The sequence below is a fragment of the Bosea sp. BIWAKO-01 genome, assembly GCF_001748145.1.
In the GTDB taxonomy this organism is placed as follows: domain Bacteria; phylum Pseudomonadota; class Alphaproteobacteria; order Rhizobiales; family Beijerinckiaceae; genus Allobosea.
This window is the reverse complement of record NZ_BCQA01000001.1, coordinates 6,454,629-6,476,128: the sequence shown is the minus strand read 5'-3', so window position 1 is coordinate 6,476,128 and position 21,500 is coordinate 6,454,629. Positions and strand designations below refer to the sequence as shown.

The window sequence follows — 21,500 nt, the reverse complement described above, 5'->3', positions numbered from 1 at the left end:
TCGCAACTATATGCTTAGACCATGCTAGGCTGATCCGCAATCTTGTCGAGGGTTGGGTGCAGTCGTCCGTGACAGCATTATCAACCGATAGGTCGGACGTTCGACAGTATCTGGCACGGAGCCTCGGCGTACGCGCGCGGCTGCTGCTCGCGTTCTTCGGGATAAGCGCCTTTGCCGTGCTGGCGGCGGCCGCGGGAATCTACGCCTTCCGTGAGGTTGGCGAGCGGCTCGACATTGTCGACAGGCGCGTTTCACCGACTTTGACGTCACTGGAGCTCTCACGCTCTGCCGAACGCATCATTGCAGCCGCACCCTCCCTGCTGGCCGCCCCGGACCGGAAGCGCCGGGACGCGATCAAAGTCGAGCTCGAGGACGAGGTCGGTCGTCTCAACAGCAAGCTGGTCGAACTGAAGAACGATCGAATGGAGGCATTGCCGCTCCTCAGGATCGAGCCGATCATCTCATCGCTGACGGTCAATCTCGCTGGGCTCGAGGGCGTGGTCGCGCGCCGGCTCGACGCCAATGAACGTCTCAAGACATTGGTGCGCGGCGTTTTCCAGACGAATGAAGAGACCGGACGCCTGCTCTCGAACTGGCTGACGGTTGTGGACCGCCAGGTATCCCAACTCGTCGAGGGCCTGCGAAAGGCGGAGCCCAGTGCTGACGCGACGCAGCGGCTGGCATCGCTGATCGAATTGCGGCGGCCGGCGCAAACGGCGCAACAGCAGTTTTCCGAAGCAGTGGACATGCTCGCCGAAGCCTCGACCACGGACCAGGATCGACGCCTTTCCGTTCTGGCTTTCCAACTCGGCCGGACGTTGCGCGATCTCGACGTCACGGCGAACGGAATGGATCCGAAGCTGCGGCCTCTGTTCCTGGAGCAGGTCGCCAAGTTGCGGGAGTACATTGCAGGCCCGAATGCCATGGTGGAGGCGCGCAAGCAGGAACTTGCCCTCATCGGGGACGGCCAGGGGCGGCTCGCGGAGAATGCCGGCCTGGCGCTGCAGCTCACCGCTGCGGTCGATCAACTCGCGACTGCAGCCAAGCAGGATATCGGCGATGCGACCCATGATGCACTGTCGGTCCAGCGCCTGAGCACCCGCGTTCTGGTTGCCGCCGTGGCCCTGAGCCTGCTGACCTCCATTCTGATCGTATGGCTCTACGTTGGCCGCAACATCGTCCGCCGCCTGACTGCCTTGAGCGACGGCATGTTGGCCATCGCCGGCGGCAGGCTCGATGTCCAGGTTGCCGCGCAAGGCACTGACGAGATCGCCGCGATGGGGCGGGCGGTCGAGGTCTTTCGGCGCAATGCCATCGAGCTTGAGCATTTGCTGGAGGAGCGAAAACAGGCGGCGACGCGGCTCGAGCAAGTGGTCGATGAGCGGACCCGGGAGCTGGAACAACGCGGCTCCTTGCTGCGCGTCACATTCGACAACATGGGGCACGGCGTCGTGATGTTCGATCGCGATCGGCGGATGGTGGCGTGGAACCACCGCTTCCAGGAGCTTCTGGAGCTGCCGGACGAGCATGTCGGAGCCCACGTCTCATTCGAGGATTTCATTCGCTTTCTGGCCGAACGCGGAGAATTCGGCCCCTGCAATGTCAAGGACGAAGTCAGACGGCGCCTGGTATCCCTGGACCGGTCCTTCACGGATGTCCGGACCCGCCCTAACGGCACGGTGCTCGAAATCCGGCGCAACCCGGTCCGCAGTGGCGGGTTTGTTTCGATCTATGCCGATGTCACCGAGCAGAGATCAGCCCAGGCCCTTGTCGAATTAGCCCGTGCGCGCCTCACCGATGCGATCGAGAGCATTTCGGACGGTTTCGCTCTCTGGGATAGTGCAGATCGGCTCGTGATCTTCAACAGCCGCTGTCACGAATTGCTGGATGCTGCGGACCTGTTCATCGCTGGCGTTCGTTTCGAAGAGCTTCTGCGGGCCTTCAGCGACAGTCGCCGATACGGTTCGGCGCAGGAAGGCGATCGCGCTGCATGGCTGGAGAGCCGTCTGTCCCTGCATCGCAACGCTCCGAGCACTTGCGAAGTCCACCTCGCCAGTGGGCGATGGCTTCGTGTCAGCGAGTATCGGACCCAGGAAGGCGGAACCGTAACGATCTGGACTGATGTCACCGTCGCAAAACAACGCGAACGTGATCTTGAAGCGGCCCGCGATACGGCCTCTGAAGCAAGCCGGACCATGGAGGAGGCCTATCGCGAGCTGAAGGCTGCCCAGGCCAATCTGGTCCATGCCGAAAAGATGGCCTCGCTCGGCCAACTCACGGCCGGCATCGCCCATGAAATCAAGAATCCGCTGAATTTCGTCAATAACTTTGCCGATCTGTCCCAGGAGCTGCTGATCGAGCTCAAGGAGGCGCTCGGCCCGACCTTGCATGGATGCGAGGCGCAGGCCCTCGCGGATGTCGACGATCTCATGGTCACGTTGTCCGGTAACCTGGCCAAGATCGCGGAGCATGGGCGACGAGCGGATGGAATCGTCAAGAGCATGCTGCTTCATTCGCGCGGTGGCAGCGGCGAGCGCCAGAGCGTCAGCCTCAATGCGTTGATCGAGGAAGCGCTCAATCTCGCCTATCACGGGGCTCGCGCGCGGGACCAGACGTTCAACGTCACCCTGGAGCGCGACCTCGATCCCGGGCTTGGCCCGCTCGAACTCGTTCCTCAGGATATGACGCGCGTGTTTCTAAACCTGTTCGTGAACGGCTTTTATGCAACCACCGAACGCCAGCACGATCCTCGAACGGCTGGCGACTATCGTCCAACCCTGACCGTGGTCACGCGCGATCTCGGAGATCAGGTGGAAGTGCGCGTGCGCGACAACGGCATTGGCATGACGCCGGAGGTGCGGGCGAAACTCTTCACTCCATTCTTCACCACCAAGCCGACTGGAGAAGGGACCGGGCTTGGCCTCTCGATCAGCTACGACATCGTGGTTCAGGAGCATGGTGGTATGGTGCTGGTTGACAGCAACCCCGCCGAGTTCACCGAATTCGTTATTCGATTGCCGCGCGGCGCAGCGCGGGCACGCAAGCTGAAGACCAGCATGGGAGCAAGATCATGACGGTCAGCCTTCTGGTCGTCGACGACGAGCCGGATGTCGCCGAATTGTTTTCCCAGCGGTTCCGCCGCGAGGCGCGCAACGGCGATTATGCGCTGCATTTCGCCGGATCGGGGGAGCATGCCCTGCAGCAGCTCAGGAAGGGCATTCATCCCGAACCGGTCTTCATCCTCTCCGATATCAACATGCCGGGGATGGACGGTCTGCAGTTGCTGCATGAGATCGGGCTGGGATGGCCGCATCTGCCGGTGATGATGGTGACGGCCTATGGCGACGAGGATCGACGGCGCCAGGCGACCGCGAAGGGGGCGGTCGACTTTCTCAGCAAGCCTGTCGATTTCGATTATCTGAAGCAACGGCTACGCGCTTTCGCCGTCGCCGGATCGTCCCCATGAGCACCCCCGCCCGCATCCTCGTGGTCGATGATGAGGCGGATGTCGAACTGCTGATCAGCCAGCGCTTTCGCCGTCAGGTCCGCGCCGGCGAGTTTGCCTTCGTGTTTGCGCGCGACGGCGAGCAGGCCCTGCGCCTGCTCCAGGATGGTGGCGCCGCGATCGATCTGATGCTGCTGGATATCAACATGCCGGTGATGGATGGCCTCACCTTGTTGGCCCGGCTGCGCGAGCTGCATGCGCCGGTGCGAGCCATCATCGTGTCCGCGTACGGCGACATGCCGAATATTCGGACCGCGATGAACCGCGGCGCGTTCGATTTCGTCACGAAGCCCATCGATATGGTGGATCTCGAGCTGACGATTCGCAGGACTCTGGACGACGTCGCCAGGCTGCGCGAGATCGAGCAGCGGCGCGCCGCCGCCGAGCGGGCTCGCAGCAATCTGGCGCGCTACTTTTCGCCCAATCTCGTCGAGATGCTGGCAGAGCGCGACGAGCCTTTCGGGCCGGTCCGGCGACAGAATGTGGCCGTGTTGTTTGCCGATATCGTCGGCTTCACGGCGCTGTCAGAGCGGATGAGGCCGGAAGACGTCATGCTTCTTCTGCGGCAGTCCCACGAGAGGATGACGACGCGGATCTTCGCGTGCGGGGGCACGGTCGAGAAATATATCGGCGATGCCATTCTCGCGATTTTCGGAGTGCCCACGACCACCGACCGGGACGCGGGCCAGGCGCTCAAATGCGCTGACGGGATGATGGCTGCGCTCTGCGACTGGAACCGGGAGCGCAGTGCTGCCGGAGAAGCGGTGCTGGGCATGGGCATTGGGGTCAACTATGGCCCGGCGGTGGTCGGCGACGTCGGCAGCGCGCGCAACATGTCGTTTACGGTCATCGGCGACACCGTGAACCTCGCAAGCCGCCTGCAAACCCTCACGCGAAGCTCTCAAACATCGTTGTTGGTTGCCGACGCGGTTGTCCAGGCTGCCAAGGGGCAGTGCGACGATGAGCTTGCAGAGGTCCTTCGCGGGCTGAAGGACGGCGGAGACAAGGCCGTGCGCGGTCGCAACGAGGCTGTCCGCGTGTGGCAGGGCATTGCGCGTGAATTCGCACTCGGGCCGGGGCAAGAGGTCAGCGTCGGCGATTTGCTCTAGACGCTCGGTGTCCCAAGCGGCTGGCAGCATCTGTTCAATCGAGCTGCTGCGCGGTTTTGGCAGGCATCGCTTGAAACGACATAGAAATTCGGAAGACTGTTCCTGATCCGCAGGGCCGGGGCAGTCTCTTGACGCTGCTGCCGGCAAGGGTTTTGTTGAACGTGAGTGCAGGACGTCGGTTGCAGTCATCTCGACGGCCTGTTGGTGCGGCTCTCTGATCGCCGGGGACGCCGTCGTCACCCGTCTCGATCTCCGATGTCAGCCAGATCGAAGACACTCCACGGGCGGTGGCGAAGCGACCTGATCTGTCGCTCGCCACGGCAAGCAAACGTACTCAACAGTGTCGTTTCGCCGCTTATGATGAAGGAGCCTTCAAATCCGGCAGACGTCCACTCGAGGAATTCGATGACTTCCAGGGTCGGCTCACCGCCAGTCGTGCGCAGTCGGGTGAGCCCGCGGTTCATGATCCGGCTCCGCCGGCATTGTGGCGCCGCCAACCATCGGAGACCGGGCCATGAAAATTGCCGTCATTGGAGGTACCGGCCTGATCGGTACGAAAACCATTGCGATCCTGCGTGCCGCTGGCCATGACGCATTGGCCGCTGCTCCGAGCACCGGCGTCGATACTGTGACGGGGGCAGGGCTGGACGAGGCCCTGACAGGGGCGCAGGTCGTCATCGACCTTGCCAATTCGCCCTCCTTCGAGGCGTCGGCTGTCCTCGCCTTCTTTTCCGCACACGAGGCCAATCTCCTGGCGGCCGAAGCGCGGGCGGGGGTTCGCCATCATGTCGTCCTCTCCATCGTCGGTACGGACAGGTCTCCCGACAACGGCTACTTCCGCGCCAAGCTGGCTCAGGAAGCTCTGATCAAGGCGTCCGCGGTTCCCTACACGATCATCCGCTCGACCCAGTTCATGGAGTTTCTCCCGAGCATCGCGGAAGACGGTCAGAAGGACGGCCAGGTTCGCATTGCGACCGGGCTGTTTCAGCCGATCGCGGCGGACGACGTCGCCGCAATCGTTGCAGAGGTTGCGCTGTCGGCGCCAGGCAATGGAACTGTCGACATCGCAGGACCGGATCGGGCTCCGTTCAACGAGATTGTCGGACGCTATCTCACGGCGGTAGACGATGCGCGGCCTGTCGTTGCGGATCCTGACGCCCGGTATTTTGGCAGTCGCGTTGAACATGACACGCTCGTTCCCCAGGGCGAGGCGCGCCTGGGCCCCACCAACCTGACGGAATGGCTCGCGCGCAAGCGTGGCATGACGGCAGCGGCATCAGCCTGAAGCGGAGGCAAGCCAATGAGAATGACGTTGAGCGCCGCAACTGCGGCCTTGTTGCTGACCACAGTCACTGCCGGTGCCCAGGCGCCGGCTTCGCGCGACAAGGGGGTAACGCTGCCCGGCGCCAGGAACGCAAAGGTGACGCAGGTCTACCAGCACGCCGTGCCAGGAAACCCCGGCAAGAGCATCAAGGGGGTCATGGTCGAATACGGGCCGGGTGGCTATTCGCCATCCCACACCCACGCGAAATCCGCGATCATCTATGCGACTGTCATTGCAGGCGCCGTCCGCAGCCAGGTCAATGACGGGCCGGTCGTGACCTATCGGACCGGTCAGAACTGGACCGAAATGCCTGGCGATCATCATCGTGTCAGTGCCAATGCGAGCAAGACGCGGGCGGCGAAGCTCCTCGCTGTCTTCCTCGTGGATGACGTGGATGCCGAGCTTACGATCCCCGATAAGAGATGATGGGACCTCCGGAATTTTCGACATCGGTTTGATCGCAGTCATGGTTTTTGCGGGGGGCATTCCCGTCGATGAGACCGGCTGCTGGTCTGAAGAGGAGAGGGCCCGATGGAATCGAGAAAAATCCAGTTCCCCGGTCATTCCGGGGACAATCTGGCGGCTCGTCTCGATTCGCCGGCGAAACCGCACGCCTATGCGCTGTTCGCCCATTGCTTCACCTGCGGCAAGGACATCGTTGCGGCCTCGCAGATCGCCCAGGCTCTGACAGGTCGCGGTATTGCCGTGCTGCGGTTCGACTTCACCGGGCTAGGCGCCAGCGAGGGTGAGTTCGCGAACACCAACTTCTCGTCGAATGTCGAAGACCTTGTTGCGGCAGCCGATTACCTGCGAAAGAACCACGCGGCGCCGTCATTGCTGATCGGCCATAGCCTGGGTGGGGCGGCGGTGCTTGCGGCGGCCGCTCATGTGCCGGAAGCAACCGGCGTCGTCACCATCGGGGCCCCGGCCTCGGCAGTCCATGTCACGCACAACTTCGCCGCGGACGTGGCGGAAATCGAGGAGAAGGGAACGGCGACAGTCACGCTGGCGGGCCGCTCCTTCACCATCACCAGGCAGTTCCTCGACGATGTTGCGGACCAGAACATCCTCGACGGTCTGGCGAAGCTGAAGAAGGCGCTTCTGGTGTGCCACGCGCCGCGCGACGAATATGTCGGCATTGACAATGCAAGTCAGATTTTTGCGGCAGCGCGACATCCCAAGAGCTTTCTCTCGCTCGATACGGCGGATCATCTGCTCCGAAAGCGGCAGGATGCGATCTACATCGCAGATGCGATTGCCGCCTGGGCATCGCGTTATCTGGCGCGGGACAAAGAGGTGACGCCCTTGCCGCCAGGCATCGTCGAGGTGCGCGAGACGCGCACGGGGCCCCTGGCGCAGCATGTCAGGGCTGGGTCTCATGTGCTCCTGGCCGGAGAGCCGGTCGCGCTCGGCGGGGATGACGCCGGTCCAGGCCCCTATGACTACCTTATTGCCGCGCTCGGCGCCTGCACCTCGATGACGATGCGCCTCTATGCCGACCGCAAGGGGCTAGCTGCCGATCGGTTCGCCGTGCGCCTGTCCCATAACAAGGTCCACGCGCAGGACTGCGCCGATTGCGAAACCAAGGAGGGCACCATCGGCGAGATCACCCGCGACATCACGATCGAAGGCGATCTTTCGGACGCGGCCCGGACACGGCTGATGGACATTGCCGACAGGTGCCCGGTCCATGTCACGCTCTCGCACGAGATCAAGATACGTTCGAGACTCATGCCGTAGGACAGCAATTCCCGCATGTCGGCCATGGGCCGACTCCGGTCGCCAGATACCGATTGTCCCATGTCCCAGACGGGTCGCTTCGGGACATCGTCGACAATTTCAATTGCCGCGAAGGGATGCTGGTGGCGCGGTCCTTGATGGCTGAGACTGATGCTGCGCTGACGATCCTCGTCGCTGTCGGCATCATCAACCCCCGGATCATCCAGTTTTTCAGCGTCCTCGCGGAGGGGCATCGCCTTCAACAACCTTGGCTGGCAGGCATCGGGGGGCGATTTCTCGATCGAGAAGATCTCGCAGCGGCCGTTGCGCTGACATCCGTCGGGTTCAACACCGTGCGCAGCGTAGGTCCGCTTGCTCCCCGACAGCGCTCAGCAGCTCCGAGGCGGCATCATCGGCCGAAGTGGGGCGGATGTTGCCATTTGGCATAATTATCCTTATTTTATGCCGAAGTGAGGTGAGCCATGCTTGTCGAGATCCCCCGGACTGTTGCGACCCCGGCGGTGCCGGAGATTACGGTCGAGGAGGCCGCCGCGGCCGCCCGGGCGGTGATCAGGCTCTTCGAAAAATGGGGCCTGACCGACGCCGTCGCGCGCGAGATGCTGGGCGGGCTTTCCGCCCGGACCTATGCCCGCTGGAAGGCAGGGGACCACGGCCGGATCGACCGGGACCTCGCCACCCGCCTGTCCCTGCTGATGGGCATCCACAAGGGCCTGCGCACCCTCTTCACCGATCCTGAGCGCGGCTATGCCTGGGTCGGCAAGCCGAACGACGCCTTTGGCGGCCGGGCCCCGGTCGAGATCATGGCGCAGGGCGACATCTTCTCGCTGGCCCGCGTGCGCTCCTATCTCGACGCCGAGCGTGGTGGTTGGTGAGCGAGGCTGCGCCCGTCCTCCGCGTCCACTGGCTCAAGGCGTACCGGATCATCCGGTCGATCTATCCGCCGATCGACCTGTTCGAGGACATCGCCGACCCGAGCGACTGGGAAGCGCTGGCCTCGATCGAGTCGAAGACCAACCCACGGATCTGGGAGCAGATCGGCCGGCTCGATCTCGTTCCGCCGGCGCGGCGTGTGGCCGGGCACGGGGCGAGCTATTTGATGGCGCCCTTCGTCCATATCAGCACCGATCGGCCGGGCCGCTTCACCGACGGCACCTGGGGCGTCTATTCCGCCGGCCAGAGCGATGAGGTCGCGATCCGCGAGGTCGCGCATCACCATGGCCGGGCGATGGCGGCAAGCCGGGAGGAGGGCGGCTGGACCTCGCAGTTCCGCGTGCTGATCAACCAGGTCGATCTCGACCTGCATGATGTCCGGGCCCGGGCCGACCTGCACGACGCGGACGACTATTCCGCCTCCCAGGCCGTTGCACGGCAGATGCGCAGGGCGGGCTCGAACGGGTTTCTGTACCGCAGCGTGCGCTGCCCCGGCGCAGAGTGCATCGCGATCTTCTGGCCGGACCTGATCCCGATCCCGGTCCAGGGCGACCATTACGACTTCCACTGGGACGGCGCCCGCGTCGACCGGGTGCGGAACTGCCGAACCGGGGCAATTCTGGCGCTGTAGCCGAAGAAACGGACTCAAGCCCTTGGCCGGGCACGCAATTCGGTCCAGCCCATTGAGAGGACCAGAACGTGAAGCGCAGTCGCTTCGCGGAAGAGCAGATCAGAGCCCCTCGGCAGTGGTGCTGAGCGAACGATGGTCTTTAGCGCCGCGCAAGACTGGCGTCTTGAACGTGACCGGGCTGGGCTCGCTCATCCGCATCGGCATCGACCAGGTCATGCAAGCGTGCAATCGCCGGCTCTGTGACTTCGATCACAGACGGACCGGCAGGTGCTCACGGTAGGGTCGCACTCCCTCCCCATCTGGACCCGCCGCCATGGCGGGTCTTTTTTTGAGCGAATGCTCCTGGCATGCGGCCTGATTCCGATGCAGGGGTCCGGACCCGCACCCGTCCTCCGACCGGCGCAGGGCCCTCAGGCCTGCGCTCTCAATCCGGCGGGCGCGCTTTGCCTGTCGAAGAAGACCTCGCAGGCCCCGGCAACCCGCTCGACGGACGCGTCATCCACGTCGAGATGCGTCACCCAACGCAGCGTTCCGTAGCGGCCGCTGACGCCAATGCCGCGACCGCGCAGAAAAGTGGCGAATGCGCTGGTGTCGAAATCCTTGGGCGTCATGAACACCATGTTGGTGCGTGGCGGTCCCGCGCCAAGCGCGGGGTAACGCGCCAGCACGCTCGCGAGAACTGCGGCGCGCCGGTGATCGTCACCGAGCCGCGCGACATTGTGCTCCAGGGCGTAGATCGCGGCCGCGGCCAGCACGCCGGTCTGGCGCATGCCGCCGCCCAGCATTTTCCTGATCCGGCGGGATTTTTCGATGAAGTCCCTGGGGCCGACGAGGACGGAGCCGACCGGCGCGCCCAGCCCCTTGGAGAGACACAAAGACAGGGTGTCGAACTGCGCCGCGATCCAGGCCGCGTCCCGGCCGCTCGCCGCCGCGGCATTCATCAGCCGGGCACCGTCCAGATGCGTCGCAAGCCCGCGCGAGCGGGCGAGCTGCGTTGCGGCTTGCAGGTAGGCGTCGGGCAGGACCAGGCCGTTGAAGGTGTTTTCCAGCGCCAGCAGCCGCGTGACCGCGAAGTGAAAGTCGTTGGGCTTGATCGCGTTCGCAATGGCCTCCAGCGCGATCGTCCCATCAGCCTCGTTGGGCAAAGGCTGCGGCTGGATCGAGCCCAGCACTGCGGCGCCGCCGCCTTCGAGCCGATAGGTGTGGGCCATCTGACCAACGAGATATTCGTCGCCGCGGCCGCAATGGGCCATCAGCCCCGCGAGGTTCGCTTGCGTGCCGGTGGGGAAGAAGAGGGCGGCTTCCTTTCCCAGGCGCTCGGCGACCATCGCTTCCAGGCGACTGGTGGTCGGGCAGTCATCGTAAACAGCGTCGCCGACCTCGGCTGCAGCCATGGCAGCCCGCATCCCCTCATCGGGGCGCGTGACGGTATCCGAACGGAAGTCATCCACTAGCATCGATCAGATCCTGGTTGAGCATGAACGTGCCGGCGAGAGGGATCGCTGGCTGCTCCATGGAAAATGACGCAAGGCCTTCGTTCGAGCCAGCCCTGGCTTGGACCTCCTGTACCTCACTATGAGCACTTGACGCGGTATCCAGCTCGGCTTTGCGGGCGGGTCACTGGCGGGGCGTCGAGGCTCAACTCCTTGAATCTCGCGTCATGGCCTCGCCGGCCTGCCTCATGGCCTCGATGCGATGATCCCGCGGCATGAAATGCGAGCCCGCGGATGTCAGGCGACAGTCGCCAACCAGCCACGCAGCAGCGCCAGATCATCGTCGGTGAGGCCATGGCCCGAATTCAGGCTGTGGTGATCGACGATCGCCCCTGCGCCACGCAGTTGCGCAGCCATCGCGGCACCGTCTCCGGCCTGCCTTCGAACATCGTTGATCGCATCGACGACGAGCACCGGCATGGCCCGCAACCGTGTTTCCGTTGGTGTCGCGAACGGCGAGAGCGGGCGCAACAAAGCGGCTCCCCCGACCAGATCCGGGAAGAGCATCACCAGCGCGGCAGCCATGATCGCGCCGTTCGAGAACCCGACCAGGATCGGGCTGCTCCGGCCAGGATGCCCCGCGATGATCTCTGCGACGAAAGCCGCGAGAGCAGGAGCTTCTGCCCGGATGCTGTCTTCGTCGATGCTTCTATCAGGCAATCGCCTGAAGAACGCATAGCCGCCCTCCCATGCGACCGCCCCGCGCACCGAGAATACGGCTGCGCCCGGAGCCGCCGCTGCCGCGACGGGAAGCATATCCGTTTCCTTGCCCCCGGAGCCGTGGAGCAGGATCAGTGGCGGGGATGATGGATCACTGGGCTCAACGAAACTGAATTGCATCGGGCAAGCGGGCTTCGACCTGGGGAGCGGATCGGCAGAGAGCCGATAAGCATGACGACTGCGTGTCAGCTTCGCAGCCATCTCCGACAATTGCGGCAGGTGCTGACACTGCCACGTGGGCGACCCGGATGGCGTTCACGGGGCGGCGTGGCCTGTACTCCCGGCGCCGGCTCGCGTCGCCTGGGAAAGCCGGTGCATCTCGGCGTTCTCGTAGAGGTGCCGGCCGGGCGCCGCATCGCCGATGAGCGTCACGATCGCGTCGGCCACCGTCTCGGCAGGGATGGCCCCGTAGCGCGACAGCGGGCCGAGCATGAGCGGGGTGAGCGCCGCGAAGACGCGCTGGCCGATCGCCTCCCAGACCCGCCGCTCGGTGCGCCCGCCGAGAAGGAAGCCTGGCCGGATCAGGTCGACCCGCGCGAAGCCGAGAACGGCGACCGCCCGCTCGATGGCTCCCTTGGTCTGCAGGTAGAAGCCCGGGCCGCCGGCGCCGACCGCGGTCACCAGGATGAACTGGCGGGCCCCGAGCGCTCGCGCGGCCCTGGCGACGGCGAGCACATAATCATGGTCGACGCGGAACATGGCCGGCTGCGACCCCGCCGTGCGGATGGTCGTGCCGAGACAGGAGATCGCGACGTCGATACCGTCGGGCGCGATCGGCTTCAGGACGGCCTCGGGCGCCTCGCAGAGCTGTTCGAAATCGACCTGATGCCCGGACGCAGTTGCTCCCCGGCGCACGAGGCTGACGAGATCGATCTCGGGACGCGCAGTGAGCCGGGCGCGGACAAGGCTGCCGACCAGCCCGGTGCTGCCGGCGAGGAGTACGCGTTGGGTCATGGCAGGGCGCGCATGGTCAGGGGTTCCTCATCGGGCGATCACTGAACGCTAGCCGAAAGTCGCCGACTGTCGAAGCATCTGCGTCTCGCTCCAGCGGTTGGCGGGATGGCCTTCACCTGCGGGGTATGGGCGCTAGCCGTGAAGGTGTCGGTATCCTCGCCACCGCTGACACCCCTGTCAGCGCTCGTGCGAGCAGAGAAATGATTCTCGGCCGCGCCCTTCATTCTGAACGAACGCGAACCATTTCGTTCATCCCGCGTTCCCATTCGGACAGCTCTTTTCGGCGGGAGCAAACAGGGAGCATCCCAATGCGTCGGCTTTTACTCGCTAGTATCATCCTTGGGGCGGCGGCCACGATGGCCAACGCCGCGCCGCAAGCCTTGCCCGCGCCCGGAGCGCTGGACAGGCTGCCCGCGGAATACACCCGCCACAATCGCGATCACCGGATGGCTGAGATGGAGTATCACGAGCAACGGCAACGCCACTACCGGCGCGACCGTTACGACGATGGCTACGGGTATCGTCGACATGGTGGCCCACCGCCCTGGGCTCCTGCTCACGGTTACCGGCGTCATTATTCTGAACGCTGGTAATGCAGAAAGAGACTGGGTGCCGGGCGGGCGTCGAGCCCTGCCAGGTGCCTAGTCGTGGGTTACGGCCATGGTTTAGGGTCGTTCCCGTCTGCAGAAATCAGCGACACCGCCACTTTCGCCACCATCAATTCCTGCGATGATCGGTGCAGTCGCGACGAGCATCCTGTCCGGGCTGGTCGGCGTCTCCAACGGAGGGTAGCCTGGCGGTGCGGCGGGGGGCGGAGCCTGTATTCCTGAAACCGGCGCGCGACTATCGAAGCCGAATTCAGAAATAAGTGGAGCGCATATGGAGCGCCGGTCTTTTCTAGCAGCCCTGCTCGGTGGCGGCCTTGCGGCTGCGCTTGGCCAGGTCGCATCAGCGAACGCGTTGCCGGCGGACACCGCGAGATCTCTCGACGAAGCGCCCGCGGAATTCATGCAAGGGCCACCCACGCCCCGTCGGCCTGGCGAACAGCCGCCGTCTCTGGGATCGCAGGGCCCGACCCGCAACGCGCATCGCTGGCGCATGCGCAGGCGTCGGCCGCTGCCGCCCCCGCCGAGACACCGGCGGCCACCCCCGCCGCGGTGACGCCGAAGCGTGACGCAGCTGGACAATGGCCCTTCTGCCGGACTTCGTGAGCCTCGGCGCCGAACAAATCGGGCTGCCGCGCGTTCCCCACGCATTCCCGAGGAGGCGGCAGATCAGGCCGCCTCGAGCGCAATGGCACTGTGTCAGGCCACTGGCGCGCAGCAGGAGGTGGAAGCATGGAACGTCGGGCATTCCTCACTGGATTTCTGGGCTTGAGTCTTGGTCTGGCCCTCACTCTGCGGCCCCAGGGCGCGCAAGCCGCCCCGCGGCTCCAGGCGCCCGAGGCGCCAAACGCAGATCTTTCCGATCTGACGCTCCCGGACGGAACGCCATTGGACTGGGCCCAGCAGCGAGGTTCTGATTGGGATCGTCGGCATCACCGTCCGCCGCAGCATCGCAGACACCACCGCCGCCGTCGGCGCCAGGTCTGCCGTGTGCATCGTGACAGCTTCGGCAGGCGGATCCGCCGCTGCCATTGGGTCTGGACATGACGGCATCATGATCAAGCCGACGGCCGAGCAGCGATGACGACGCCCGGCCATTCCGGCGCGCTGGGCCAGGCCAGGCGCAACGACATGACCACGCAGCGAGGCGAACGCCGCCGGCATCCGCCAGGCTCGGCGACCGCGGCTCGCTCGGACTGAAGCTCACACTCCGCTTCCCCCGGCCAGAAGCGCCACTACAGTCCGACGACGGATCTGATGACGCCTAGCGGCGCCGGATCGTCGGCCCGACGACCTCACGCATGGCGACAAAGGTGCGGTATTCGGCCACGGTCGGGTCGTCATGAAACACCTCTTTGGCGAAGGCGGCATAGGCAGCCATGCTCTCCAATTGCAGGTGGACGACGAAATCGGCGCCGCCGGTCACATACGACGCCTGACGGACCTCCTGCCTGTGCTGAAGCTTGCGTGAAAAATCGCCGTAGGTTCGGGAGCCCTGGTTGAGCGAGACGAGGACGTGGACCGTCACCGGCACTCCCAGCGTCTCGGGACTGACGATCGAGACATCGGCCGTGATGACCCGCTCGGCTCTCAACCGCCGGAGCCGTCGCAGCACTGCACTGGTGGACAGCCCCACACGCTCGGCCAGCACCCGTGCCGGCGTTTGATTATCCGTCTGAACCTCACGCAGCAGCGCGTGATCGAAGCGGTCGAGGTCGACCATTTTGGTCATATGACTACCTCAAGAAGACGATTTTGATCATCCAATAGCGATCATCGGCGAAAATGGACAGCTGATTTCAGACAGGATTTCAGCGGCCCGAAGCGCATTGCCGGGCTTTTGCAGGGGTCCGATCGTCGTGGGTACAAAGAACTGGACACAGCGCAGCCTGGCCGCGCAGGCCATGGGCAAGGTCGATCCGCGGACCAAGGGCGTCGTTCCTCCGCTGCACCTGTCCACCACCTATCTCCGCGACGAGGACAACGGCTATTCGACCGGCTTCGTCTATGGCCGGCCCGACAACGAGACGATCCGTGAGGCGGAGAGCGTGCTCGCCATGCTCGAACAGGCGCAGGCCGGCGCGCTGCTGTTCGGCTCGGGCATGGCAGCGGCGACCGCCGTCTTCCAGGCGCTGTCGCCGGGCGACCATGTCGTTGCCTCCAAGGTGATGTACTGGGCGCTGCGCAACTGGCTGCTGACGGAGGCGACACGCTGGGGGCTCGTCATCGATTTCGTCGAGACCGACGATCTCGAGGCGCTCGAAGCCGCAGTGCAGAAGGGCCGCACCCGGCTCGTCTGGATTGAGACGCCGTCGAACCCGCTCTGGACGATCACCGATATCGCGGCGGCGGCCGAGATCGCGCATGCGGCCGGTGCCAGGCTCGCCGTCGATTCGACCTGCGCCTCGCCGGTGCACTCGCGGCCGCTGCAGCTCGGCGCAGACATCGTGATGCATGCGGCGACAAAGGTGCTGAACGGCCATTCCGACGTCGTCGCCGGCGCGCTCTGCGCCCGCCACAACGACGAGCTCTGGCAGCGCATCCAGACGGTCCGCCGCGGGCAGGGCGGCATCCTCGGCCCGTTCGAGGCCTATCTCCTGATGCGCGGCATGCGCACGCTCCACCTCCGGCAGGAGCGGCAGTCGGCGTCCGCGATGGCCCTGGCGCAGCGCCTGTCCGCTCATCCTTTGGTCTCGCGCGTGCTCTATCCGGGCCTGCCGCAGCATCCCGGCCACGACATCGCCGCCAGGCAGATGGAGGGCGGCTTTGGCTACATGCTCTCGATCCAGCTTTCGGGGGGCGAGGCCGCGGCCGTGAAGACGGCGGCCAATGTCCAGCTCTACAAGCGCGCGACCTCGCTCGGTGGCGTCGAGAGCCTAGTCGAGCACCGCGCCTCGATCGAGGGCGCGGGCTCTCCCTGTCCGCCGGATCTGCTGCGGCTTTCGACCGGCATCGAGGACATCGAAGACCTCTGGGCTGATCTCGACCAGGCGCTTGCCGCCGGCCATCGCTGATCCGCGCGGCCGCCATGTCCAGTCACGGCGATACTGCGACGTTCCGGGCAGAGCGGTGGCCGCTTGTCATGCTCGTCATCACCGCATGCGGGTGGGGGCTCAACTGGACGGTCCTGAAATTTGTCCTGCAGGATTGGCCTGCGCTGTTTGCGCGTGGCGTCGCCGGGTTGATCGGAGCAACTGCGCTGGCGACCGTCGCCTTGCTGCGACGCGAGAGCCTTGCACTCCCGCGCGCGGATCGCCGGGCAGTGGCCATTGGAGCTGGCATCAATGTCTTCGCGTGGATGGGCTTTACCGCGCTGTCGCTCAACTGGCTGACCGTCACGGAGGGGGCTCTCATTGCCTACTCCATGCCGATCTGGGCGATGTTGCTGGCATGGCCCGTCAATGGCGAACGGCCGACATGGCGAAGCGTGCTGTCGGTCGGGTTGGGGATGACAGGGATCGCCGTGCTAATGGGCGGTCCCAATGTCGGGAGCGAGAAAGTGCCGGGCATCGCCCTGGCACTCGCGGCTGCCATCCTGTTCGCCACCGGCACGGTGATCGGTCGCAAGTCCACCCGAATGCCGCTTACGGCCTTCATGGCGTGGCAGGTCGGCCTGGGCTGTCTTCCGATGGTCCTCATCGGCCTGTTCTTCGAGCAGCCACGCATCCTCGCGCTGTCGACAAATGGCCTCTACGGCTTGCTCTATATGGCCCTTGGGCCGATGGCGCTTTGCTACCTCACATGGTTTTCAGCCCTCAGGCGGCTGCCAACATCCCTTGCGGCGACGGGAATGCTCACCGTCCCGATCGTTGGAACCTTGTCTGCTGCGGCGCTGCTCGGCGATGCGCTCGGCCAGAAGCAGGCTTTGGCCATCCTGCTGACGCTGACAGGGGTGGGAATGGCGCTCAGCGCCCGGCAGCCGTCGGCACGGTGAGATCTGAAGACCGCTGCCGATATTCGCATGCCGCCCGTGAGCCGACGCCGGCAGCGGCCGCTTTCGGGCTGCGCCGCGCGTCACTCCCGAGAGGGCAGGGGCGTGCCGTGAGACAGGATCTGGCGCGTCGGTTCAGTCTTGCACGGCTGCTTTGGGACGCGACGAGATCTCGGCACAGGTCGATCGGAGCCGGAGGTCAGGGGCGGCATCGATGCGCAGGTCGCCCGCAATACCACGCTTTACGCCTCAGCCGGCTACTCGGTCGGCTTCGACGGGCGCTCCCGCGCCTATGACGGCCGCCTCGGCGTCAAGGTCACGTGGTCGGCGGCGGCCCGCGGCGGCTTCGCCTTTCTGAGTCGGGTTAACGTGGCCCTAACGATGTAAGTTCATGTTTCTCAAAGAGCCTTGCCTGAGAGACATCCATGCCGACCCGTCGTTGCTTTACCATGTCTGCCTTGACCTTTGCCGCTGCCGGGCTCGCAGGGTGCGGCACGAGAAGCAGCGTCGGGCTGCCAAAAGTTTCCCCGGCCAGGGCGAGCCCGACGCGCACATTGGCGCGCCCGAACTACGCCGAAGTCTACACGGATTATCCAGGCGAGCGGTTTACGGTCCAGACGGTGGATTATCGAAAGATCGATCCGGGCTATCTGCGCCAGACTGTCGAGCTTTCGCGAGACGAGACCCCGGGCTCGATCATCGTCGATCCGGCCTCTTACCATCTGTATTTCGTCGAAACGCCCCGCGTTGCGACCCGCTATGGCGTCGGTGTTGGACGTGAGGGCTTCGGCTGGTCCGGCCTGGCGCGGGTCAACATGAAGCGGGACTGGCCCGATTGGGTTCCGCCGCGCGAAATGATCGAGCGTGAGCCGGCAATCAAGGCCCAGCTCGAGAAGACGTCGAGGGGCCTTGGCGTGCGCGGCGGCCCCAATAGTCCGCTGGGCGCGCGGACACTGTATCTTTTCGGCGAAGGCCGGGATCTTGGCTACCGAATTCACGGCACTCTGGAACCCTACAGCGTCGGCACCAACGTCTCGTCGGGCTGCATCCGGATGATCAATCAGGATATCGTGCATCTCTACGCACGCGTCGCCCCCGGAACGCCTGTTACCGTACTGGCTGCGTGACATTCGGCCGGGCGGCGCGGCGCTGTTCACGCCGCGACCCGTGTTCGGCTCCGACGGTCGCCCGCATCCGGTCAGTGCCCAGGGGCTTTTCCCGCCGGCGTGTTGCTTTCGATCTGCGAGACATGGTTGAGGGCGATGACCCATCGGTTGTCGCGCTTGCGCCTCAGGCGGGTGTTGACGCCGGTCTGGTTGCCGGCGGCGCGCACCAGCTTGTCGTCACTGATCAGCTGGGCGGCATCGGGTGCCAGCATGTCGATGCGGATGTCGGGAAAGGCGATGCGACCGGAGAGGGATGGGACATCGGACCGGACACGTCATCCCGTCCGATAGTCCTCGGATGCGAGCCTTGATCAGGACGCGCGCGGGTAGCGTGTAAAGAACGTCGCAAAGCGCTCGCTCGATCGCATGATGTGGCTGCGCATGGCCTCTGCCGCCGCGTCCGCATCCCGCGCTCGCAAGGCGCAGAGGATCCGCGCATGCTCGTCATTGGCCTCAGAGGTCGCCTGTGAATGATAGAAGAGCCGGAAAAGATGCACATGCGTATGCAGGTTCGACAGCGCCTCGCGCACCAATTCGTTGCCGCTGCCTGCCGCGATCAGATCATGAAATTCGCTGTCACGTTGCGCGAATTGACCATAGGCAGTCTGCGGATCCTCGGCCTCGAGGGCTTTCATCTCCTGCGCCATGCTTTCCAGGGCTTCAATCGAGGCGTCGGACATGGTGATGGCGGCCTTCGCCGCGGCGAAGGGCTCTAGCAGCAGGCGCAGTTCGTAGAGCTGCTCAAGGCGTGACTTGTTTAACTGGTCGGCAGCGCTGTAGCCGACAAGGTGCCGCTTGACGACCAGCCCCTGTGTCTCCAGCCGCGAGAGCGCCTCCCGGATCGGTGTTTGGGAGACGCCGAGTTCACGCACCAGATTATCCACCGAGATCCGCCCACCCGGGGCAATCTTGTGGGACATGAGCTGGGCATAGATTGCGTTGTAGACTTCGTCGCCCAGCCGGGTCGGGCGCCGCAGCACGGTCGGTGCTGTGAAACTTTGTTTCTCCGAACTGCTGTCTTTCGGCATTTGTTTGCTCCCAGCCTTGACGCCCCAAAATCCTAGCATCATAGTCCGCCCACCTCAATCCTATATCCGATCGGATTTGATATCATGCGGCTGCTTGAGGTTTCGAAGGTGAGGGACGTGGCGGGCAGGGCGCTCGCCCAGGCGGGGGTTCCTGCCGATCATGCCGTGCTCCAGCTCGACCTCCTGCTCGAAGCCGAGCTCCGCGGCGTCCCGTCTCACGGCCTGCTGCGGCTTGACCGGGTCATTGAACGGATCGCCAACGGCGTCGCCAACCCTCATGCCAAGGGGCGCCAGACTTGGCGATCCGATGCCTTCCTGGCGGTGGACGGGCAGATGGGCCTCGGCCCGGTCGTCGCCAACGCAGCGATCGCCGTAATTCAGGAGCGGGCCCGACGAACCGGCATCGCGCTGGCTGCCATCACCAACTCGAACCATCTCGGCATGCTCGGCTGGTACGCCGAAAACGTCGCGGCCCAGGGCCAGGCGCTCATCGCACTCTCGACAAGCGAAGCTCTCGTGCATCCATGGGGTGGGCGAAAGGCGCTCATCGGCACCAATCCCATTGCGATCGGCGTGCCGACGGAGGGCGAGCCCTTCGTCATGGATACGGCGACCAGCATCGTGTCGATGGGTGAAATCCATGATCACGCGCATCGTGGCGCGGGCATCCCCGAACACTGGGCGCTCGACGCCGACGGCAACCCGACGACCGATCCGAACCGCGCCAAGACCGGGGCGCTCGCCTCCTTCGGCGGAGCCAAGGGCTATGCGCTCGGGCTTGCTTTCGAATTGCTGGTGACCAGCCTTGCCGGCGCCGCCATCGGCCCTGATGTGCGCGGCACGCTCGATGCGACCGATATCTGCAACAAGGGCGACGTGTTCATCGTCATCGACGGGCCGCAGCCCAGGCTGGCTGACTATCTCGATCTCATCCGAGGCACCGAGCCCGCCCAGGGGTTCGATCGCGTTCTTGTGCCCGGCGACAGAGCCCGCGAATGCCGCAAGCAGCGCCTCGTCGAAGGAATACCCGTCGCCGAAGAGGTCTGGGAGCGCCTGCAGGTGCTCGCGAACTCACCCATCTCCCCCAACCGCAAATATGGTTAGAGCGAATGCCCGCAACCTTGTTCGGAACTCTTCGCACCCCGCGAAACCTGGTGTTTGGAGCTGGTCAGCGTGGCGCGTTGCCAGCGTTCGCCCGCTCGCTCGGGCAGCGCGCCCTGGTCGTGACGGATGAGCGCCTGGCGGCGGATCCGACCTTCGCCGCACTGATCGACGCCATCGGCCGTGCTGGCGTTGCCACGAAGGTCTTTTCAGGGACGATCGCAGAGCTTCCCGCATCCTGCATCACCGCAGGCGTTGAAACAGGCCGTGGCTTCGATCCCGATCTGATCATCGGCATTGGCGGCGGAAGCTGCATCGACGCCGCCAAGGTGATCGCGTTGATACTGGCGCATGGCGGAACGGCCAGCGACTACTACGGCGAATTCAAGATCCCTGGCCCGGTGCTGCCGCTCATCGCGGTGCCGACGACATCGGGCACCGGCTCCGAGGTCACGCCGGTTGCCGTGATCGCCGACCCCGATCGCGCCGTGAAAGTCGGAATCGCCAGCCCCCATCTTATCCCGCACACCGCGATCTGCGACCCTGAACTGACCTATTCATGCCCGCCGTCGCTGACGGCCATTTCCGGCGCCGATGCCTTGACCCATGCCATCGAAGCCTTCACCACAATCCGGCGCGACCCGACCGCGACCATCGCTCACGAACACGTCTTTCTCGGCAAGAACGCCCTGAGCGATCACTATGCGCGGTTGGCGATCTCCCATATCGCAGCAAGTCTCAAACCGGCCTACGACAACGGAGCCGACACGGTTGCCCGCGAGCGCCTGATGCTGGGGGCGACGGCCGCGGGCCTGGCCTTCGGCACGGCCGGCACTGCCGCGGCCCATGCTATCCAGTATCCGGTGGGGGCCCTGACCCATACGCCGCATGGCGCGGGCGTTGCGGTGATGTTGCCCTATGTCATGGAGTTCAACCGGTCGCATGCTCGCGCCGCCATGGCCGAGATCGCCGATGCGATGGGCGTCGAGACAACCGGGCTCTCGGAGGACCGGAAGGCAAGTGCCGCCATCGACGCTGTCGCGGCGCTCTTCGGGTCGATCGGAATACCCCGCACCATCGCGGAGCTCGGGGTCGGGCGCGACCAGCTGCCCCTCGTGGCCGAACAAGCCATGGGCGCTGCGCGTTTGATCAAGAACAACCCACGTCCACTCGACCCGGAGTCGATGGCGGCGCTTGTCGCTGCCGCCTTCCACGGGGATCGCAGCGCGGCTGCGCGACTGGCTTCATAAGGGAAAGGCACCC

The 21,500-nt window shown here is 64.9% G+C and carries 21 protein-coding genes; 14 read left to right on the top strand and 7 right to left on the bottom strand.

What is annotated here, in order from left to right:
- The first annotated feature begins 68 nt into the window (after positions 1 to 68).
- The 3 genes from BIWAKO_RS35665 to BIWAKO_RS30040 are packed head-to-tail and all read left to right on the top strand — an operon-like array spanning position 69 to position 4,614.
- Positions 69 to 3,074, top strand: a complete 3,006-nt coding sequence (locus BIWAKO_RS35665) for a PAS-domain containing protein (RefSeq protein WP_141740292.1) — start codon at positions 69 to 71, stop codon at positions 3,072 to 3,074.
- On the top strand, positions 3,071 to 3,466 hold the full coding sequence (locus tag BIWAKO_RS30045) for a response regulator (protein WP_069881760.1): 396 nt from the start codon (positions 3,071 to 3,073) through the stop codon (positions 3,464 to 3,466). Before BIWAKO_RS35665 ends, BIWAKO_RS30045 begins: the two co-directional genes overlap by 4 nt.
- Positions 3,463 to 4,614 carry an adenylate/guanylate cyclase domain-containing protein gene (locus BIWAKO_RS30040; protein WP_069881759.1) on the top strand — a complete coding sequence of 384 codons (1,152 nt, stop codon included), beginning with the start codon at positions 3,463 to 3,465 and terminating at the stop codon, positions 4,612 to 4,614. Before BIWAKO_RS30045 ends, BIWAKO_RS30040 begins: the two co-directional genes overlap by 4 nt.
- A gap of 236 nt (positions 4,615 to 4,850) precedes the next feature.
- Here the strand turns inward: BIWAKO_RS30040 and BIWAKO_RS30035 are convergent, their stop codons facing one another.
- A complete protein-coding gene (locus BIWAKO_RS30035) occupies positions 4,851 to 5,078 on the bottom strand; it encodes a hypothetical protein (RefSeq protein ID WP_069881758.1) in 228 nt (75 codons plus the stop codon).
- 50 nt (positions 5,079 to 5,128) lie between these two features.
- Between BIWAKO_RS30035 and BIWAKO_RS30030 the strand changes: the two genes are divergently transcribed.
- The 6 genes from BIWAKO_RS30030 (at position 5,129) to BIWAKO_RS30005 (ending at position 9,239) form a co-directional block, all read left to right on the top strand.
- On the top strand, positions 5,129 to 5,899 hold the full coding sequence (locus BIWAKO_RS30030; RefSeq protein ID WP_069881757.1) for an SDR family oxidoreductase: 771 nt from the start codon (positions 5,129 to 5,131) through the stop codon (positions 5,897 to 5,899).
- A gap of 21 nt (positions 5,900 to 5,920) precedes the next feature.
- Positions 5,921 to 6,364 carry a cupin domain-containing protein gene (locus BIWAKO_RS30025; RefSeq protein WP_084652019.1) on the top strand — a complete coding sequence of 148 codons (444 nt, stop codon included), beginning with the start codon at positions 5,921 to 5,923 and terminating at the stop codon, positions 6,362 to 6,364.
- 105 nt (positions 6,365 to 6,469) lie between these two features.
- Positions 6,470 to 7,678, top strand: a complete 1,209-nt coding sequence (locus BIWAKO_RS30020) for a bifunctional alpha/beta hydrolase/OsmC family protein (RefSeq protein WP_069881756.1) — start codon at positions 6,470 to 6,472, stop codon at positions 7,676 to 7,678.
- A complete protein-coding gene (locus BIWAKO_RS37450) occupies positions 7,618 to 8,106 on the top strand; it encodes an MFS transporter (RefSeq protein ID WP_371332115.1) in 489 nt (162 codons plus the stop codon). Before BIWAKO_RS30020 ends, BIWAKO_RS37450 begins: the two co-directional genes overlap by 61 nt.
- A gap of 33 nt (positions 8,107 to 8,139) precedes the next feature.
- Positions 8,140 to 8,550 carry an antitoxin Xre-like helix-turn-helix domain-containing protein gene (locus BIWAKO_RS30010; RefSeq protein ID WP_069881754.1) on the top strand — a complete coding sequence of 137 codons (411 nt, stop codon included), beginning with the start codon at positions 8,140 to 8,142 and terminating at the stop codon, positions 8,548 to 8,550.
- Entirely contained in the window at positions 8,544 to 9,239 is a 696-nt protein-coding gene (locus BIWAKO_RS30005) for an RES family NAD+ phosphorylase (protein WP_069881753.1), read from the top strand. The genes BIWAKO_RS30010 and BIWAKO_RS30005 overlap by 7 nt, the downstream gene beginning before the upstream one ends.
- 410 nt (positions 9,240 to 9,649) lie before the next feature.
- On the opposite strand, the gene ltaE is transcribed toward BIWAKO_RS30005, so the two are convergent.
- From ltaE to BIWAKO_RS29975, 4 genes are all read right to left on the bottom strand, one after another.
- A complete protein-coding gene (gene ltaE, locus BIWAKO_RS30000) occupies positions 9,650 to 10,696 on the bottom strand; it encodes a low-specificity L-threonine aldolase (protein WP_084652017.1) in 1,047 nt (348 codons plus the stop codon).
- A gap of 273 nt (positions 10,697 to 10,969) precedes the next feature.
- The gene (locus tag BIWAKO_RS29995; RefSeq protein WP_069881751.1) at positions 10,970 to 11,572 is read right to left on the bottom strand and encodes an alpha/beta hydrolase; all 603 of its coding nucleotides are present in this window, start codon (positions 11,570 to 11,572) and stop codon (positions 10,970 to 10,972) included.
- A 135-nt stretch (positions 11,573 to 11,707) separates the two neighbouring features.
- Positions 11,708 to 12,406: an NAD-dependent epimerase/dehydratase family protein gene (locus BIWAKO_RS29990; protein ID WP_069881750.1), complete on the bottom strand. Its 699-nt coding sequence runs from the start codon at positions 12,404 to 12,406 to the stop codon at positions 11,708 to 11,710.
- 1,869 nt (positions 12,407 to 14,275) lie between these two features.
- Positions 14,276 to 14,734, bottom strand: coding sequence for an Lrp/AsnC family transcriptional regulator (locus BIWAKO_RS29975; protein WP_244523587.1), 459 nt, complete (start codon positions 14,732 to 14,734; stop codon positions 14,276 to 14,278).
- Positions 14,735 to 14,915: 181 nt separating this feature from the next.
- On the opposite strand from BIWAKO_RS29975, the gene BIWAKO_RS29970 reads away from it, so the two are divergent.
- From BIWAKO_RS29970 to BIWAKO_RS29955, 3 genes are all read left to right on the top strand, one after another.
- Complete coding sequence (locus tag BIWAKO_RS29970) at positions 14,916 to 16,025, top strand: trans-sulfuration enzyme family protein (RefSeq protein ID WP_069882927.1); 1,110 nt, start codon at positions 14,916 to 14,918, stop codon at positions 16,023 to 16,025.
- A 68-nt stretch (positions 16,026 to 16,093) separates the two neighbouring features.
- Positions 16,094 to 16,945 carry a DMT family transporter gene (locus BIWAKO_RS29965; protein ID WP_201788667.1) on the top strand — a complete coding sequence of 284 codons (852 nt, stop codon included), beginning with the start codon at positions 16,094 to 16,096 and terminating at the stop codon, positions 16,943 to 16,945.
- Positions 16,946 to 17,367: 422 nt separating this feature from the next.
- On the top strand, positions 17,368 to 18,069 hold the full coding sequence (locus tag BIWAKO_RS29955) for a L,D-transpeptidase (protein WP_069881744.1): 702 nt from the start codon (positions 17,368 to 17,370) through the stop codon (positions 18,067 to 18,069).
- A gap of 71 nt (positions 18,070 to 18,140) precedes the next feature.
- Here the strand turns inward: BIWAKO_RS29955 and BIWAKO_RS29950 are convergent, their stop codons facing one another.
- Entirely contained in the window at positions 18,141 to 18,320 is a 180-nt protein-coding gene (locus tag BIWAKO_RS29950) for a hypothetical protein (protein WP_176733443.1), read from the bottom strand.
- 99 nt (positions 18,321 to 18,419) lie between these two features.
- Positions 18,420 to 19,136: a GntR family transcriptional regulator gene (locus BIWAKO_RS29945; RefSeq protein WP_074471635.1), complete on the bottom strand. Its 717-nt coding sequence runs from the start codon at positions 19,134 to 19,136 to the stop codon at positions 18,420 to 18,422.
- 84 nt (positions 19,137 to 19,220) lie between these two features.
- On the opposite strand from BIWAKO_RS29945, the gene BIWAKO_RS29940 reads away from it, so the two are divergent.
- On the top strand, positions 19,221 to 20,240 hold the full coding sequence (locus BIWAKO_RS29940) for an Ldh family oxidoreductase (protein ID WP_069881743.1): 1,020 nt from the start codon (positions 19,221 to 19,223) through the stop codon (positions 20,238 to 20,240).
- Between the two features lie 5 nt (positions 20,241 to 20,245).
- Entirely contained in the window at positions 20,246 to 21,487 is a 1,242-nt protein-coding gene (locus tag BIWAKO_RS29935; RefSeq protein WP_069881742.1) for an iron-containing alcohol dehydrogenase, read from the top strand.
- Positions 21,488 to 21,500: the final 13 nt, after the last annotated feature.

Coding starts and splice junctions, on each gene's coding strand:
- BIWAKO_RS29955 (WP_069881744.1), top strand. CDS start 17,368: ATGCCGACCCGTCGTTGCTTTACCATGTCTGCCTTGACCTTTGCCGCT.
- BIWAKO_RS30020 (WP_069881756.1), top strand. CDS start 6,470: ATGGAATCGAGAAAAATCCAGTTCCCCGGTCATTCCGGGGACAATCTG.
- BIWAKO_RS29965 (WP_201788667.1), top strand. CDS start 16,094: ATGCTCGTCATCACCGCATGCGGGTGGGGGCTCAACTGGACGGTCCTG.
- BIWAKO_RS29940 (WP_069881743.1), top strand. CDS start 19,221: ATGCGGCTGCTTGAGGTTTCGAAGGTGAGGGACGTGGCGGGCAGGGCG.
- BIWAKO_RS29935 (WP_069881742.1), top strand. CDS start 20,246: ATGCCCGCAACCTTGTTCGGAACTCTTCGCACCCCGCGAAACCTGGTG.
- BIWAKO_RS30040 (WP_069881759.1), top strand. CDS start 3,463: ATGAGCACCCCCGCCCGCATCCTCGTGGTCGATGATGAGGCGGATGTC.
- BIWAKO_RS30035 (WP_069881758.1), bottom strand. CDS start 5,078: ATGAACCGCGGGCTCACCCGACTGCGCACGACTGGCGGTGAGCCGACC.
- BIWAKO_RS29975 (WP_244523587.1), bottom strand. CDS start 14,734: ATGGTCGACCTCGACCGCTTCGATCACGCGCTGCTGCGTGAGGTTCAG.
- BIWAKO_RS30025 (WP_084652019.1), top strand. CDS start 5,921: ATGACGTTGAGCGCCGCAACTGCGGCCTTGTTGCTGACCACAGTCACT.
- BIWAKO_RS29950 (WP_176733443.1), bottom strand. CDS start 18,320: ATGCTGGCACCCGATGCCGCCCAGCTGATCAGTGACGACAAGCTGGTG.
- BIWAKO_RS29990 (WP_069881750.1), bottom strand. CDS start 12,406: ATGACCCAACGCGTACTCCTCGCCGGCAGCACCGGGCTGGTCGGCAGC.
- BIWAKO_RS29970 (WP_069882927.1), top strand. CDS start 14,916: ATGGGCAAGGTCGATCCGCGGACCAAGGGCGTCGTTCCTCCGCTGCAC.
- BIWAKO_RS30045 (WP_069881760.1), top strand. CDS start 3,071: ATGACGGTCAGCCTTCTGGTCGTCGACGACGAGCCGGATGTCGCCGAA.
- ltaE (WP_084652017.1), bottom strand. CDS start 10,696: ATGCTAGTGGATGACTTCCGTTCGGATACCGTCACGCGCCCCGATGAG.
- BIWAKO_RS30010 (WP_069881754.1), top strand. CDS start 8,140: ATGCTTGTCGAGATCCCCCGGACTGTTGCGACCCCGGCGGTGCCGGAG.
- BIWAKO_RS30030 (WP_069881757.1), top strand. CDS start 5,129: ATGAAAATTGCCGTCATTGGAGGTACCGGCCTGATCGGTACGAAAACC.
- BIWAKO_RS29945 (WP_074471635.1), bottom strand. CDS start 19,136: ATGCCGAAAGACAGCAGTTCGGAGAAACAAAGTTTCACAGCACCGACC.
- BIWAKO_RS29995 (WP_069881751.1), bottom strand. CDS start 11,572: ATGCAATTCAGTTTCGTTGAGCCCAGTGATCCATCATCCCCGCCACTG.